Below are 15,606 nucleotides of genomic sequence, written 5' to 3' on the forward strand. Positions count from 1 at the left end.
CGGACTTGGAGCAATCCGGACTGGGGCTCTCCCCCTCCGGCCAATGGCGCTGTAAACAGCGCCTACACGGGCCACCTCCCCCGATTACGAGGGAGGAACATGAATGATGGATTCTGGTCGCCGCGCCCTCGCGCCAAGCGGCGTTCACCACGAGTTGCGCAGCTCGCGGAGCTTCAGGAACACCGTGCGCTGATCTGGCTTCTCGGGCAAATCGGGGAATGATTCGCGCAACTTGGCGATCACCGTGGGGCTGGTCAGCCGGAAGAACGTGTTGACCTCGCCTTCGACCTCGAGCGTCGACACGTATGCATTGTTGGGGTCCTGGCCCTCGAGCTTGTCGAGCAGCTTGCGGGCACTCGCATTGTCGGGCTCGCGATTGAGGGTGAAGCGCAGATTGTTCTCGATGTAGTCGTGGCCCGGATAGATCAATGTCGAGTTCGGCAGCTTGGCGAGCTGCCCGTCGAATGTCTTGTACAGTTCGTTAGGATGGCCGCCGTTGTGGCAGTTTCCGGCGCCGGCATTGAACAGCGTATCGCCGCAGAACAGGGCCGGCTGGTCGGTATGCGACAACAGGCAGATATGGCACATGGTATGGCCCGGCGTGTCCAGCGCCTCGAGTTCGACCGTCTTGCCTACCTTGACGACGTCGCCCGCGCTCAGGCCGCGCGCCATGTTGGGGATCTTGTCCTTGGCATTCTTGTGAGCCAGGATTTTCGCGCCGGTCTTGCGGGCCAGCGCCTCGTTGCCGCCCGTATGGTCGCCGTGCTCGTGGGTGTTCAGGATCTGGGTGATCGTCCAGCCTTCGTCCTTGGCGGCCTTCAGGCACTTCTCATGATCCAGGGGATCTATGGCCAGGGCCTCGCCGGTTTCGCCGCAGGCGATGAGATAGTTGAAGTTGCGGTAGGCGTTGGCGGTCCAGATCTGTTTGACTATCACGGCATCGTCTCCGTCAGTGTCGTCCGACAATGATGACAGCGCTGGTCTGTCGGCGGGTCCGGCAGGGGCTGCAAGAGTACGAAGCTACAGCAGATGCCTGGTCACGACACCATCCAGCGAATGAGCACGCTGAACGTCAGCATCGCCAAGGCCTGGGTGACGGACAGCAGCCACTCATCATGCCAACGGCGTACACAATTGCGGCCCGCGTGCGACATGCGCACCTCCGATCATGCTTCGACGATCTGATGCAAAGAGCTACGCAACTTGAGCAGAGCAGAGGCCGACGGGGAACGCAAGATCTCGTCGTGCTTGTGATGTGGCATGGAATAATTTTCTTTCTGGATGGAGGTCGGGAGACTAGCCTTTCCCCGGGAGGAGCAGGATGCCGAACCAGAGGGTAGGGAGTAATGATCACCAGGCTGCGGCCCTCGAGCTCGATTCGTCGAGCGCCGATCGGATCGCGCGCACGACGTGCTACATGTGCGCCTGCCGCTGCGGCATCAAGGTTCACCTGAAGGACGGCCATATCCGTTACATCGAGGGCAATCGCGACCATCCGGTGAACAAGGGGGTGCTCTGCGCCAAGGGTTCCGCCGGGATCATGTCTCACTACTCGCCGGCGCGGCTGCGCAAGCCCTTGCGCCGGGTCGGCCCGCGCGGCAGCGGTGAGTACCAGGAGATCGAATGGGACGAGGCGATGGCGGTCGCGACCGAGTGGCTCGGCGCGATCCGGCGTAGCGATCCACGCAAGCTCGCATTCTTCACCGGCCGAGATCAGAGCCAGGCCTTGACCGGATGGTGGGCGAGCCAGTTCGGCACGCCCAACCACGCCGCACACGGCGGCTTCTGCTCCGTCAACATGGCCGCCGCGGGGCTCTACACCATCGGCGGATCGTTCTGGGAGTTCGGTGAGCCCGACTGGGAGAACACCCGCTATTTCCTGATGTTCGGGGTTGCCGAAGACCACGATTCCAATCCGATCAAGATCGGCCTCGGCAAGCTCAAGAGCCGCGGCGCCGCCAAGTTCGTCTCTGTCAACCCGATCCGCACCGGCTATTCGGCGATCGCCGACGAATGGATCGGCATACGGCCGGGCACCGATGGCCTTTTCATCCTGGCGCTGATCCAGGAGCTTTTGCGTGCCGGCAAGATCGACGAGGAATATCTGTGTCGATACACCAACGCGCCCTGGCTGGTGATCCAGGACGAAGGCGCCGCCGATCACGGGCTCTTTGCGCGCGACGCCGCGGGCCAGCCCCTGGTGTTCGACGCCGTGACCCAGACCGTCACCGGCGCCCATCGGGTCGACGCCAGGCCGCAGCTCGCCGGAAAAGTTTCGCTGGCCGACGGGCGCTCGGCCGTGCCGGCCTTCCATTTGGTCGCCCGACGCTGCCTCGAGCCGCAATACTCCGCCGATGCCGTCGCGGCTGAGACCGGCATCGGCGCCGATGTCATCCGGCGGATCGCCGCCGAGCTGGCGCACGCCGCCTTCGAGCAGACCGTCGTGATCGACCAGCCGTGGACCGACTGGGCCGGTCGCCGCCACGACAGGATGATCGGACGGCCGGTGTCGATGCATGCCATGCGCGGCATCTCGGCCCATTCCAACGGCTTCCACACCTGCCGCGCCATCCACGTCCTGCAGATGCTGCTGGGCGCCGTCGATTCGCCAGGCAGCTTCCGCTACAAGCCGCCGTTCCCTCGGCCCACGCCGCCCGCCGTGAAGCCGACCGGCAGTCCTGCCCAGGTCCAGCCCGGGAAACCGATGCCCGGGCCACCGCTCGGCTTTCCGACGTCGCCGCAGGATCTCCTGGTCGAGGCCGACGGCACGCCTCGACGGCTCGACAAGGCCTTCTCGTGGGAATCGCCGCTGGCCGCTCACGGCGTGATGCACCAGGTCATCCGCAACGCCTGGGCCGGCGATCCGCACAAGATCGATACGCTCTTCATGTTCATGGCGAACATGAGCTGGAACTCGTCGATGAATACGGCGGGTACCATCGACATGCTGACGGACAAGGATCCCGAGACCGGCGACTACAGGATCCCGCGCATCATCTATTCCGACGCCTACGCCAGCGAGATGGTGGCCTACGCCGACCTCGTCCTGCCCGACACGACCTATCTCGAGCGCTGGGACTGCATCTCGCTGCTCGACCGTCCGATCTGTGATGCCGATGGTGTCGCCGACTCGATCCGCCAGCCGGTGATCGCGCCCGATCGCGACGTGCGCCCCTTCCAGGACGTCCTGATCGACCTGGGCGCGCGTCTCGGTCTGCCCGGTCTCGTGAAAGAGGACGGCAGCCCGCGCTATCCCGGCGGCTATCCCGACTATCTCGTCCATCATGAGCGCAAGCCCGGAGTCGGCAGCCTGGCCGGTTGGCGCGGCGCGGCTGGCGACAAGCAGGGCGTCGGCGCCGTCAACGAGGGGCAGCTCGACGCCTATGTCGCCAACTCGTGTTTCTGGCGGCACGAGATCCCGGCGGAAGCCCGCTACTTCAAGCATGCCAATCGCGCCTATCTCGACTGGGCAGTGGGCATGGGCCTGATCGACAAGCCCGACCCCATCGTGCTGCAGCTCTACGGCGAGGTCCTGCAGAAGTTCCGTCTGGCCGCAGACGGCCACGGCGAGGTGCAGCCACCCGATCAGCATCGCGAACGGGTCAGGACCTACTTCGATCCACTGCCGCTCTGGTACATGCCATTCGAGGAGGCCAGTGTCGCGCGCGATGCCTTCCCGCTGCACGCCATCACGCAGCGGCCGATGGCGATGTATCATTCCTGGGGATCGCAGAACGCCTGGCTGCGCCAGATCCATGGCGAGAACCGACTTCACATCCATCGCGCGACGGCGGCCAGGCTCGGCATCGCCGACGACGACTGGGTCGCGGTGACCAGCCATCACGGACGCATAAAGGTCCAGGCCAAGCTGATGGACGGCGTCAACCCGAACACGGTGTGGACGTGGAACGCCATCGGCAAGCGCTCCGGCGCCTGGAACCTGGCGCCAAAGGCGGGCGAGTCGCAGCGCGGGTTCCTGCTCAATCACGTCATCTCCGAGCTGCTGCCCGTGCGCGGCGACGGCTATCGCTACGGCAACAGCGATCCGGTTACCGGGCAGGCGGCCTGGTACGACCTCCGCGTCAAGGTCGAGAAGATTGCTGCGGGAGAGAGCGTGAGCGAACCCCAGTTCGCGACCTTGCCGGTGCCGCCCCATCTGCCCGAGCGTCCGAGCGTGTTGCGCTACGGCGCCGGTTTCCGGGCGCCCGCCCACGGAGACGTCGAGTGACCAGTCTGCCTGCACAGCCTTCGTCCAAGCGCCTGGGCCTGGTCATCGATCTCGACATCTGCGTCGGCTGTCATGCCTGCGCGGTGAACTGCAAGGAGTGGAACAGCGGCGGTGTCGCCGCGCCGCTGACGGACCTGGCGCCGTACGGCGCCGATCCCGACGGTGTCTGGTTCAATCGCGTGCACACCTTCGAGGTCGGGGAGGGTGCGGCCGGCCGCACCGTGCATTTCCCGCGCTCGTGCCTGCATTGCGCCGAGCCGGCGTGCGTGACGGTGTGCCCGACCGGCGCTTCCTACAAGCGCGCCGAGGACGGCATCGTCCTGGTCAACGAGGATCTTTGCATCGGCTGCAAGCTCTGCTCGTGGGCCTGTCCCTACGGCGCCCGCGAGTTCGACGAAGACGCCGGCGTGATGAAGAAGTGCACGCTCTGCATCGATCGGATCTACAACATCACGTTCGATCCGGCCGACCGCGTGCCGGCCTGTGTCGCCACCTGTCCGGCGTCGGCGCGCCATTTCGGCGACCTCGGCGATCCGGATTCCGCGGTCTCCAAGCTGGTCGCCGAGCGCGAAGGCTTCGATCTGATGGCGGAGCTGGGCTATGCGCCCACCAACAAGTACCTGCCGCCACGTCCGCGCCGGCAGAGCGTCGGCTGCACCGGCGCGCCGGCCCAGCTGATGCCCGCAACGCCGGCCCAGGCCGGCGGTCTGCTGGGATGGCTCGACCGGCTGCTGTCGCAATGAAGAACAACCAATCGGATCTCGTGGAGACGCCGTGCATCCTTCGCTTTCGGTGATCCTGTTCACCACGGCCTCTGGCGCCGGCTACGGGCTCCTGGCCTTGCTCGGCGTGCTGGCGCCCTTTGGCGTGCTGCCCGCCGATCGGATGTTCGGTCTGGTGGCGTTGGCCCTGGCGCTGGGCGCGATCACGGCGGGCCTCGTGTCGTCGGTCTTTCATCTCGGGCAGCACCAGCGCGCCTGGCGGGCCTTCTCGCAATGGCGCTCGTCGTGGCTGTCGCGCGAGGGCGTCGCCGCCGTCGCGACCTACCTGCCTGCCGGACTGTTCGGCATCGGCTGGGTGTTCCTCGGCGTCGTCGTGAAGGCGGCGGGCCTGCTGTCGGCGCTCGGCGCCATCGCCACGGTCTTCTGCACGGCGATGATCTACCGGTCGCTGAAGCCGGTTCCGCGCTGGCACAACCGATGGGTCGTGCCGAACTACCTGGCTCTTGCCCTCATGAGCGGCACGCTTTGGCTCATGCTGGTGCTGGAGATCTTCGGCCCGCGGCCGGAGCTGTACGCGCTGACGCCGGCCGTGGTCGTGCTCGCCGCCTCTCTGAAGCTGGCCTACTGGCACTTCATCGACGGCGCCCCGGCCACCAGCACCGCCGGCAGCGCGACCGGCCTCGGTTCCATCGGCACGGTGCGCCTGTTCGAGGCACCGCACACGTCCGAGAACTACCTGCTGAAGGAGATGGGCTTCAGGATTGCCCGCAAGCATGCCGCCAAGCTGCGGAGGATCGCAGTGGCGCTGGGCTTCGGCCTGCCATTTGTCTTGTCGTTCGTTCCCTTCTTTGCCACGGGCTGGCCGGCCATCGCGACGGCCTTCGTGGCCGCAGTTCTGGGAACCGTCGGCGTCTTTGTCGAGCGCTGGCTGTTCTTCGCCGAGGCGCAGCATGCCGTGACCCTGTTCTACGGCAGGCAAGCGGTTTGAGTTTCGGCGCGTAAGGTTGGTGGCAATCCGAGCGTCTCAATGGATTGGCGCCGAGGGCCAGCTTGTGGAGGCAGAAAGAGCCTCAACCTTGCGTAGCCCCTGCGGCCTTGCCGTAGAGCCATGGATGCACGATGGTGTCGTGCGAACCGGAATGCTTGGCGGAGTAGGGCGCCCGGCAAGGGGCGCGGGCAGTTCGCCGCTGCATAAGGGGTGGCATGCATGGGGGCGAGCATTTCATGGCAGATGGAATCAACGTCCAACTGAAAGAAGCCTTGGACGAGTGGCTGAAGCAGATCCACGACCAGCTGGCCGCGCCACCGGTACCTGCGCGGCAACCGGCGTCGAAGGGGTGGACGTCTGCGAAACCGACCTCGTCCGACTATCCGATGGACTCGCTGGGCCGTCTGGATGAGCTCATCAAGGCGCTGAACGACGCGTCCCTCGTCCAGGAGAGTGCCCGTAACGTCGGCCGACTTGCCCTCCAGATGCGGAAATGCAAGAGCATCGTCAAGGATCTGGAGATCACCCACAAGTTCAGCTCGATAAGGCTCGTCCGGGTGGGCAAGAACGCCCTGGAATTCAGCCGCATCCGTGAATGCATAGAGCTGGCCAGCAACTACTACGAGCGCTTGGCATACTACCAGACGCGCGAAGGCAAGGATTTCCTGAGGGGAGTCACCTCGGTAGGGCAGGACCTCGACAAGGGCGGCGATGTTGCCGTCCGGGATCACCACTTCGACGAACGGATCGACCCGTTGGCCGTTCTGCGATGGTGGGACTTCGGGAAGGCATTTGTTTCTTTTGCCCAAAAGAGGCTAAAGGAGAAGGCTGATCCTCTCGATCATGTCGTCGACTTTCTGATCAGCAGGACGCAGCTCGGCAGCGCGCAACTGATCAACAACTACCTTTACGGCTACTCCGAAGCGAGGCAGGCGCGACTGCACGCGACGGAGCCGGTCGGCGACCTGTTGAATGTCCAGGTCCTTACCCATGTTCCAGGCGACGACAGGTTCTCGACCAAGGGCCCGCCGCGCATGTGGACGTACCAGGTCAAGGTTCCGCACAAAACCTCGGACAACGCCCCCGCCGGTTGGGTCTGGTCGGCGGAGGCCTGGTCCGAGGCGGCGTTCAGCCTTCCCATCCTGCGTGTCATCCACACGGTGCGCGTTCCCTCCGAGCGCGCTGTCTCTCATGACTTCTCGCGAGGCACGCTCTACGCAATGAAGGGGGTGACGGCAATGCGCTGTTATCCGTCGACGAAGTTTCACAGCGCGTTGTTCGAGGGTCATGAGACATCCGCCGCCGGCATGCTGGTGGCCGACGATGGCCGCGTCGTCGCCATCGACAATCGCAGCGGACACTACCAGCCGGGCTATCAGCAGCTCCAGACGGCAGTGCAGTTTCTCGAATCGAATCTGCTTTTCGAGCCCGGGGCCTTCGTATCGGTGTACGTCACCGATCACGATGCATTGTACTTCGAGCCTGCCGATTTCCTCCACGCCGCTCGTCGGCAGATGAACTATCGAGTGGTGGCGGATTTCGTTGCCAAGAGAGCAAGGGACTATGGCCATCTGCCTGTTCCGGTGGCGCAGAGACATGCCGGTCTCATACCTCCCGCCCTCTCCGGCTTCCCGGTCCACAATGGGCGAAATCGCTGGGATGGGATGCTGGCCGAGTACTACGGTGGGGACCTGGGGCTCGAAGCCATCGTGAAGGACCTCATGGCGGCTCTGAGGCTCGCAACGTCCGGAAACGTGTCCGGCTGGGCGAGCGGACATCTCGCTCAGGATCGCGTCACCGAGCATGTGTCGCTGGCCAGGCAGACGATGAAGACGATCGAGGCCGGAGGCGCCTATTGCCATCTGGCCGGGCTCGTCGACAAGCTCGTGAGGGCAACTCAGCTGGGCAAGATACAAGAGAGGTCGCTATTGGAAGCGCAGGTTCGATATCGAAGCATCCTGGAGCGCCTGTCGACATTGTCGCCCCGCCTCGGTCTGATGTGATGATGGCTCAGGCACAGGCAGCTATTGCAGCAGGGTCCGCTCCGCCAGCAGCCCGATCGCCGCGACCAGGATGACGGCCGAGAGGGCCGTCACCGCCTGCCTTCGCCATTCAAAGCGGGACAGCAGGAGAAGCGCCGGGAAGAGCAGGGCGATGATCATTGCCTGCCCGGCCTCGACTCCGAGATTGAAGGACAGCAGTGACGAGAACAGGCTCTCGCCCGGCACCTCGAGCTCGAGCAGCGCGCCTGCGAAGCCGAAGCCGTGCACCAAACCGAAGAGCAGGGCGACCAGCCATCGCCGCGACGGTGTGCGCTTCAGGAACATGTTCTCGCAGGCGACGTAGGCGATCGACGCCGCGATCAGCGGCTCAATCAGCCATGCCGGGGGCCTCACCAGTCCCAGGACGGCAAAGGCGAGGGTGATGCTGTGACCGACCGTGAAGGCCGTGATGATCCCCAGGAGGGATGCGATCCGCCCGCCACCCAGTATCAGCGCGACAATGAAGAGAACATGGTCGAAGCCGGCGAGGATGTGCTCGATGCCCAGGAGAAAAAAGCCGAGCGCTCCCTCGCCGGTCGGGTTCGCCGCCGGTGCGCCCGCCGGCCCATTGTCGATTGTGACGTGTGCTTCGGTTCGATCGGAATCGAGGAGGACCAGCTCGGTTCGCCCGGACCATTCTATGCTGGTGAGCGAGTGGTGGTCGCGACCGAACACGGCCGCCAGCGTGTCGCGTGTCGTCAGGGTGTGGATGGTCCCCGCGCACGCGTAGTGGATGACGATGACGACGATGGATCGGCCGGGCGGTGGGGGCTGCACGGCGTCGGGCAGCGGGGCGCAGACCTTGCCGTCGGCCGAGATCTCGACGTGGCGCGTCACGATGCCGGGGAGCGCATCGTACCCGACGGCACGCGGCGCCGGCGACGTGCCGGCGGCAGGGTCGCGGGCCTTGGCCGCCGTCTCGAGATCGAGTGTCAGGCTGTAGCGGACGGTCTGTCCCTCGACGGTCAGCCGCGCAAACCCGGTCGTGCCGCCGGTATGCGCGCCTGCTGATCCGATCCACAGCAGGAGCAGTCCGATCGGCAGCGTCGCGAAGACGTGTCGGCGCCATCCGTGCCTCATCGCTGGAGACTCCGGTTCAGCGCCTCCGTCCATTCCTCGCCCACGAACTTCGATAAAAGGTGGATGCGGGGTTCGCCTTCGATCCGCATGTACTGAAGGAAGCCATCGGGATTGTAGGCGCCGAACTGCGCGGCGAGGACCGGCGTTGGGCCGTCGGCATAGAGCCTTGCCACGAAGCGCGGTGGATCGAGCTCGAATGCCGCGACATCGACACCGGGCAGCTCGGCGGCCGAAATTTCGTTGGCCGGCGCGGACGTGTGCATCATCTGCACGGCCATGCTGAGGCGCTTGCCGGCTTCCTCGCCCAGGTCGGTTCCGTTGGGCATCGCCCAGCGCTTCTCGCCGGTGCGCACCGCCATGATCCGCTCCGCGCCGCGGCTCAGCTCGACGCGGCGGATTTGCTCGGGGGGCATCTCCAGCAGGCCCTTTGCCTCGAACTTCACGTTCTGGCGCAGCACGGGCTGGCTGCCACTCAGCACCATTCCACCAAGGAAGGCCAGCGCGGCGATCGCCGTGGCCGGCACGGCGAGGCGACGCCATCCGATCATCGCCGGCGCCACCAGACGAAGCACCCGAGGGCCACGACCATGAGCGGCAGCAGCACGACGATGACGCCGAACACGAGGCGGGTCTGCAGGCCGGTCAGAAGGGCGTGAGGCGGCACCGGGATGCGCGACGTCACGGCGGTGTTGCGCTCCTCGCGCGACAGCCACCGCGTCACGGCCAGCAGCAGGTCGCTGTTGGCCATGTAGGGGAAGAACGAGTTGCTGGCGAAGTCGCCGTCGCCGACCGCGGCGACCCGCATTGGCCGGCTGCCGCCGTCGACCAGCCCTTCGATCGCCACGCCCAGCACGCGCACCCCCGCCACGGGAGGGCCGGCCCTGGCGGGCTCCACGACGGCCTCAGGGGCGGCGCCGGAGCGCCCGGCGACGCGGTGCCCCGCCGTCGTCACGGCGCGCGTGTAGCTGTCACGGCTGCTGGCCAGCAACGGCACGACCTGCAGGCCCGGCCGAGGCGGCAAGAGCGCCAACGGCCGGATCCCGGGATAGAGAGTCAGTGACAGCGATCGCGTGATCGGATGCCGGTCATAGCCCGCGACGGCGACCAACTCGGGATCGTTCTGGTAGTGGCTCAACGGGTCGATCACGACCTGCTGCTCGAAGCGCACGCCGAGATCGGACAGCAGGCGCTCGAGCTCGGGCTCGAGCACATAGCCGAGATCGAACATGAAGAGGGCAGAGCCGCCCTGGCGGAGATAGGCGCGAAGCGCGGCGCTTTCGGCGGGCAACAAGGTGGTGCGAGGGCTTGCCAGCACCACCACGGTGCAGTCGGCCGGAACATCGGCGCGCGTGGCCAGGACAAGCTTCCGGGTCTCGTAGCCCTGTGCCTCGAGAGCGCGGCGGAAGCGCCCCACGCCATGCCCGGGCATCTCGACGACGTGCGAGGACGCATCGCCGTGGCTGTGGTCGGCCACGTTCTCCAGGTGCGTATGAAACTCGAAATTGTCCATCGGCAGCTCGCCATGGCCCTCGACGAAGCAGACCGTGATCTTGCGTTCGCGCAGCACACGCTGGATACCGAGCGCGATCTCCGCTTCGTCGGTGCTTTGAACGAGCACGCGACGTCCCTCGGCCTCGATCAGCGCGGCATTGTAGATCTTGACGCCACTGGTGCGCGCGAGGGTCGGCTCCTTGTCGGGGTCGACCGCCTTGAGCTTGAAGTGCGGATTGCGGCGCGCCATGACCATGAGGATGTCGCGCGACCGTTTCGCCGCCGGGTCGCGCGAATGGTAGAAGTAGGTAACCGTGACGTCGCGATCGAGCGCGTCCACCAACCGCAGGGCGGAGGCGGACGGCGTATAGATCTTCTCGCGTGTCAGATCGATATGGCTGTCGTGAAGGGTAAGCGCGACGTTGGCCAGCGCGCAGACGCCGACCGCGGCGATGGCGACGCCGGCCGCGTAGAGCCGGCCGCTCCAGGGGCCGAGGCGGGTTTCCAGGGGAAGCTTCAGGCCAGCCCAGAACACCGCCACGACAGCGGCCAGCCAGCCGGCGAGCCAGAGCAGGGGCACGATCTCGACGTGATGCTCTTCCATGACTTCAGCGACGCATGCTTCAGCGGCGTACCAGCGCGCGCACCGTGAGGAACAGCCCCAGCAGCGTGACGGAGACAAAGAAGCCTGCGTCGGACGTGTAGACGGCACCCACGGCGAATGGGGTGAAGCGCGCCAGCAGCGAGAGGCCGATGAACCAGTTGTCGACCGGTGCGGGCAGTAGCGCCGCCAGCGAATCGATCGCCCACAGGAAACCGAACACGCCCAGCGATGCCACCGCTGCGACGATCTGGTTGGCGGTGAGGGCCGAGATGGCCAAGCCGATCGAGACGAGCGCGCCAGCCAGCAGGACGAGACCGAGATAGCCGCTGTAGACGGGTCCCCAGTCAGGCTTGCCGAACAGGCCCAGGATAACGGCATAGGTGAACGTGAGCCCGATCATCGCCATCAGCAGCACCATGGTGGCGGCGAACTTCGCCAGCACGATATCGATCTCGGGCGCCGGCGAGCTCAGCAGGAGCTCCAGGGTCCCGCCGCGGCGCTCCTCGGCGAACTGGCGCATCGTGATCAGCGGCACCAGGAGCACGAGCTGCATGGCCGACTGGAAGAAGATGTGGACCAGCGTGGCCTGCTTGGACATGACCAGCGCCATGACGAAGCTGTAGCCGTTGAGGACGAGGAAGACGGCGACCACCGCATAGGCGATCGGCGACACGAAGAGGGCGCGGATCTCCTTGAGCGCGAGCGTTCGCAGGACAGTCAATGAAAGGCCTTTCGCGAGGTGACGGCAAGAAAGGTTTCCTCGAGGTCCGCGCCGGCCTCCGACATCTCGACGATACCGATGCCGGCTGCGGCGAGCCTGGCGATGACCTGGTCGACCGCACCGTCTTCCGCAGTGCTTACGTGCAGGGAGACCATGCCACCGGCCTGCGGCGCCTCGGCGATCTCGACACCGGCCATCGCCGTTCTCAGGGCGGACACGATCCCCGGCGCGAGGTCCGTGCGGGCGCGAAGGCGGATCGATCCCGACGCCTTCACCTGTCGCACGGCGAGCAGGCGCCCGTCGAGCAGAATGGCCACCCGATCGGCCAACCGGGCGATCTCGGCGAGGATGTGCGAGCTCACGACGATCGCGCAGTGCTCCGCGAGGCTGCGTATGAGGGTGCGGAACTCGATGATCTGGCGCGGATCGAGGCCGTTCGTCGGCTCGTCGAGCACCAGCAGATCGGGCTCGTGCAGCACCGCCTGGGCGAGGCAAACGCGCTGGCGATAGCCGCGTGACAGGCGGCCGATGATCGTTTCGCCGACATCCTCGAGGCCGAGTCGCTTTCGGGCCAGCCCCAGGGAAACGTCCAGCTTCTGCCCGTCGAGGCCGCGCAGCCGGCCCATGAAGGCCAGGAACTCGTTGACCCGCATCTGCGGATAGAGCGGCGCGTCTTCGGGCACGTAGCCGATCCGCCGGCGGGCCAGCCGACCTTCCTGCACGACATCGAAGCCGGCCACGCGCACAATCCCCGCCGTGGGGCGCAGATAGCCGGTAAGCGTGCGCAGGATAGTGGTCTTGCCCGAGCCGTTCGGGCCGAGCAGCCCCATTACCTCGCGGTCGCCGACGTCGAACGAGACATCGTCGACCGCGAGATGATTACCGTAGCGCTTGCTCAGACCCTCGAGCGAGACCACCGCCATGGCGGGGCGCCGCGACTGGGCCTCAGTCGTAGAACTCCGGCGCCTTCTTCATTGCCTTGAAGGCGTCGGGATCATGGGCGGTCATGAAGTCGGCCTTCTCCGTGGCCATCATGTAGCGGATCCACTCGTAGGCGGTCAGGATGCCGTTGGGGGAATAGGCGAGCACGATGTTGGGCGGCAGATTCTTCTCGACGTTCTCGCGGAAATAGACGTTGTCGCCGGTGAGAATGGTCATACCCTTGTTCTTCAGCCGCACCGTCATCATCTGGCTGCCCGGCGTATGGCCGACCCAGCGCTTCACGACGACCGTACCGTCGCCGAACAGATCCCTGTCACCGTCGAGCTGCAGCATCTTGACGGCATTCGGGAAGTCGGCGCCGGGAGCCCTGAGCGGCAGGAAGTCACCGAGGACGTAGGGGCCGCCAGTGCCGGCCTCCGGCCAAAACGCGTTCTGAATCTCCGACTTCTGGACGACGATGGTCGATTTCGGGAACTTGACGACGTTGCCGCCATGGTCGAGGTGAAGATGGCTGACGACCACGTAGGTGACGTCGTCCGGCTTCACGCCGATCTTCTGAAGCTGGGCGTCGATCGCGATGTCGGGAGTATTCACCGGCTTCAGCGCCTTGAACGCCTCGCCCCAGTAGGACGGGTCGGTGATGATCTTGTCGTTGTTGCCGGTGTCGAATACCACAATTCCCTTGGGATGCCGCACAACATAAAAACCGACCGGAACCTGAATCTCCGGCGTCATCGGCGCGTTGTTCTGCAGCACGCCCTTGCCGATGGTGAGTGCACCCGAGCTGAAGGCGTAGAGCTTGATGTCTTGCGCCTGTGACACGGCACTGAGCATGGTCGCCGAAGCAAAGGCCATCAAAGCAGCAATCGTCTTGCGCATCATGCCAGCCTCCCCGTTGAACGCGCGTCCACCAAGGGAACTCGCGCTATTCGTGCAAGTCCATCACATCCTTCGGAGGTCGTCAATCATCCACCGCCCGACATCATCGGCCGAACCCGTCCCATTCACCGCTCGACGGCGGTGGACGGTCGGGTCTCCGCCATGAAGAGCCACGCAGTCGCCAGGCAGAGTGTGGCGGTGAGTGCGAGCCCGAGGAAGGCAAAGGGGCTGCCGAACGTGTCGCTCAGGTATCCCGCGAACGTCGGGCTGAGGGAAGCACCCAAACCCATCATGGTTCCGACGGCGCCCTGCACCAGGTTGAAGCGCCCGGTGCCGCGCGTCAGGTCGGCTACCGTCAAGGGCACCATGACGCTCAACACGGCGGCTGTCAGCCCGTCCAGCAATTGCGCGGCGACCAGCAGATAGGGGTCGGTCACCACCGCAAGGAGCAGGCCACGAATCGGCAGGGCCGCGAACCCGGCGAGCAACAGCGGGCGACGTCCCAGGCGCTCGGCCTGGCGTCCGACCCACGGCGAGAACAAGGCGACGACAATCTGTGGTCCGACGATGCAGGCGCCGATCAACACCGTCGCCCATTCACTCGAGCGGGTCGTGAGGACGCTGCCCATGAGCGGAAGCATGGCTGCATTGGCGAGATGAAAGAGCAGGATGCAGGCGCCGAACACTGCCAGTGAACGATTGCGCAAAAGGCTCCACAGATCGGCCAGCAACCTTCTCCTTTTTTGAGGGGGCCCGCTCTGCCCATCGGGACCGTCCTGTTGCATCGGATCGCCCTGCTGCCCGGGAATGTTGCCATGCGCCCGCTCGGGGTCGATCTCCTCCGGGGCCAGGCCGCGAAGCACCAGCAGGGTGGGGACGAGTAGCGCCGCGGTGACGAAGAAGACCGACTGGGCGGAGAAGAAATAACCGCAGGCGCCCATCGCGGCGGCCGAGAGGCCCGAACCGATCGAGGCGAAGCGCGCATTGCGTCCGAACCGCTCGCCAACCGCGGCGTGGCCAACCAGGCCCAGGCTGATCGCAGCGATGCACGGCCCCAGGACGCAGCTCGCGGCAGCATGCAGGATCGCGGCCGCCAGCACGGCCGGGAAGACCGGCATGGTCGCATAGATGAGGGCGCTGAGCGCGATCAGCGAGACGGCCACGCCGGCCACGGTGCGTTCGGAACGGGCGGCGTCGACCAGCGCGCCGCCCGGCATCTGGCCTGCCAGGGAGACCAGGCCGGCGACCGTCATGACGAGGCCGATCTCGACCAGCGTCCATTTCTGTGTCGTCAGGTAGACGGCGATGAACGGCCCGAAGCCGGTTTGCACGTCGGCGACAAGGAAGACGAACCAGTCGAGCCTGCGGAGGCTGCGCTGCGAAGGTCGGGGCGGTGAAGGAGCGGCGCTCTCCGTCACCGGTGGCCCGTCATGGCAACGTTTCGAGATTGCCCGATGCGCCCAACACGACGATCGGCTTGTCCTCCTTGTACTCGGGTGCGGGCTTCACCTGATCGCGTGTCAGCTCCAGCACGACGGCATATTGCTTGCCTGCCGCAGGCACGAAGTGCAGCGCCTTCCAGTCGACGGCGATCTTGCGGCTGCCCACACCGAGAAATCCGCCGAAGTCGATGACGGCTGCCCGCACCCGCCCTGCGCCATCGACCAGCACGTCGACGATGCGGCCCATGTTTTCGTCCGCCCTGCTGCGCACGTCACGGCCGAGAATGCCGCGGACTTCCTGCGCCGCGAGGACGGTGACGGACGGTGTCTGGACCGCGCCGGGCTGGGCGGCCGCCGCCAGCGCGATCAGCGCCGAGGCGAAAAGGACGATCGTGAACCTGCTGCGCATTTGACGCCCCTGCCATTCGTCGAACGCCTCCGGCGAAGTTTCAGCGCAACGAATGGCA

At 65.7% G+C, this 15,606-nt stretch carries 13 protein-coding genes; 4 read left to right on the top strand and 9 right to left on the bottom strand.

The window, feature by feature from the left end:
- Nucleotides 1-144: 144 nt before the first annotated feature.
- Complete coding sequence (locus AB7O82_RS00925; protein ID WP_428541180.1) at nucleotides 145-936, bottom strand: hydroxyacylglutathione hydrolase; 792 nt, start codon at nucleotides 934-936, stop codon at nucleotides 145-147.
- A gap of 385 nt (nucleotides 937-1,321) precedes the next feature.
- Here AB7O82_RS00925 and AB7O82_RS00930 point away from each other — a divergent pair, with 385 nt between their 5' ends.
- The 4 genes from AB7O82_RS00930 to AB7O82_RS00945 all read left to right on the top strand — a co-directional run bounded on the left by AB7O82_RS00930 (nucleotide 1,322) and on the right by AB7O82_RS00945 (nucleotide 7,941).
- Nucleotides 1,322-4,228, top strand: a complete 2,907-nt coding sequence (locus AB7O82_RS00930) for a molybdopterin oxidoreductase family protein (RefSeq protein WP_428541177.1) — start codon at nucleotides 1,322-1,324, stop codon at nucleotides 4,226-4,228.
- Nucleotides 4,225-4,971: a 4Fe-4S dicluster domain-containing protein gene (locus AB7O82_RS00935; protein ID WP_428541174.1), complete on the top strand. Its 747-nt coding sequence runs from the start codon at nucleotides 4,225-4,227 to the stop codon at nucleotides 4,969-4,971. Before AB7O82_RS00930 ends, AB7O82_RS00935 begins: the two co-directional genes overlap by 4 nt.
- Before the next feature lie 31 nt (nucleotides 4,972-5,002).
- Nucleotides 5,003-5,938: a dimethyl sulfoxide reductase anchor subunit family protein gene (locus AB7O82_RS00940; RefSeq protein ID WP_428541171.1), complete on the top strand. Its 936-nt coding sequence runs from the start codon at nucleotides 5,003-5,005 to the stop codon at nucleotides 5,936-5,938.
- 236 nt (nucleotides 5,939-6,174) lie between these two features.
- Entirely contained in the window at nucleotides 6,175-7,941 is a 1,767-nt protein-coding gene (locus tag AB7O82_RS00945; protein ID WP_428541168.1) for a hypothetical protein, read from the top strand.
- Between the two features lie 21 nt (nucleotides 7,942-7,962).
- On the opposite strand, the gene AB7O82_RS00950 is transcribed toward AB7O82_RS00945, so the two are convergent.
- The 8 genes from AB7O82_RS00950 to AB7O82_RS00985 all read right to left on the bottom strand — a co-directional run bounded on the left by AB7O82_RS00950 (nucleotide 7,963) and on the right by AB7O82_RS00985 (nucleotide 15,548).
- Entirely contained in the window at nucleotides 7,963-9,060 is a 1,098-nt protein-coding gene (locus tag AB7O82_RS00950; protein ID WP_428541165.1) for a HupE/UreJ family protein, read from the bottom strand.
- Nucleotides 9,057-9,608: a hypothetical protein gene (locus AB7O82_RS00955; RefSeq protein ID WP_428541162.1), complete on the bottom strand. Its 552-nt coding sequence runs from the start codon at nucleotides 9,606-9,608 to the stop codon at nucleotides 9,057-9,059. Before AB7O82_RS00955 ends, AB7O82_RS00950 begins: the two co-directional genes overlap by 4 nt.
- A complete protein-coding gene (locus AB7O82_RS00960; RefSeq protein ID WP_428541159.1) occupies nucleotides 9,605-11,155 on the bottom strand; it encodes a GldG family protein in 1,551 nt (516 codons plus the stop codon). Before AB7O82_RS00960 ends, AB7O82_RS00955 begins: the two co-directional genes overlap by 4 nt.
- Before the next feature lie 19 nt (nucleotides 11,156-11,174).
- On the bottom strand, nucleotides 11,175-11,876 hold the full coding sequence (locus AB7O82_RS00965) for an ABC transporter permease (protein WP_428541156.1): 702 nt from the start codon (nucleotides 11,874-11,876) through the stop codon (nucleotides 11,175-11,177).
- Nucleotides 11,873-12,799, bottom strand: a complete 927-nt coding sequence (locus AB7O82_RS00970) for an ABC transporter ATP-binding protein (RefSeq protein ID WP_428541153.1) — start codon at nucleotides 12,797-12,799, stop codon at nucleotides 11,873-11,875. Before AB7O82_RS00970 ends, AB7O82_RS00965 begins: the two co-directional genes overlap by 4 nt.
- Before the next feature lie 22 nt (nucleotides 12,800-12,821).
- Nucleotides 12,822-13,700 carry an N-acyl homoserine lactonase family protein gene (locus AB7O82_RS00975; RefSeq protein ID WP_428541150.1) on the bottom strand — a complete coding sequence of 293 codons (879 nt, stop codon included), beginning with the start codon at nucleotides 13,698-13,700 and terminating at the stop codon, nucleotides 12,822-12,824.
- A 122-nt stretch (nucleotides 13,701-13,822) separates the two neighbouring features.
- Nucleotides 13,823-15,145, bottom strand: a complete 1,323-nt coding sequence (locus AB7O82_RS00980; RefSeq protein ID WP_428541255.1) for an MFS transporter — start codon at nucleotides 15,143-15,145, stop codon at nucleotides 13,823-13,825.
- Nucleotides 15,126-15,548 carry a PRC-barrel domain-containing protein gene (locus AB7O82_RS00985; protein ID WP_428541147.1) on the bottom strand — a complete coding sequence of 141 codons (423 nt, stop codon included), beginning with the start codon at nucleotides 15,546-15,548 and terminating at the stop codon, nucleotides 15,126-15,128. The genes AB7O82_RS00980 and AB7O82_RS00985 overlap by 20 nt, the downstream gene beginning before the upstream one ends.
- Nucleotides 15,549-15,606 lie beyond the last annotated feature (58 nt).

It is taken from the genome of Reyranella sp. (genome assembly GCF_050185545.1).
Taxonomy (GTDB): Bacteria; Pseudomonadota; Alphaproteobacteria; order Reyranellales; family Reyranellaceae; genus Reyranella.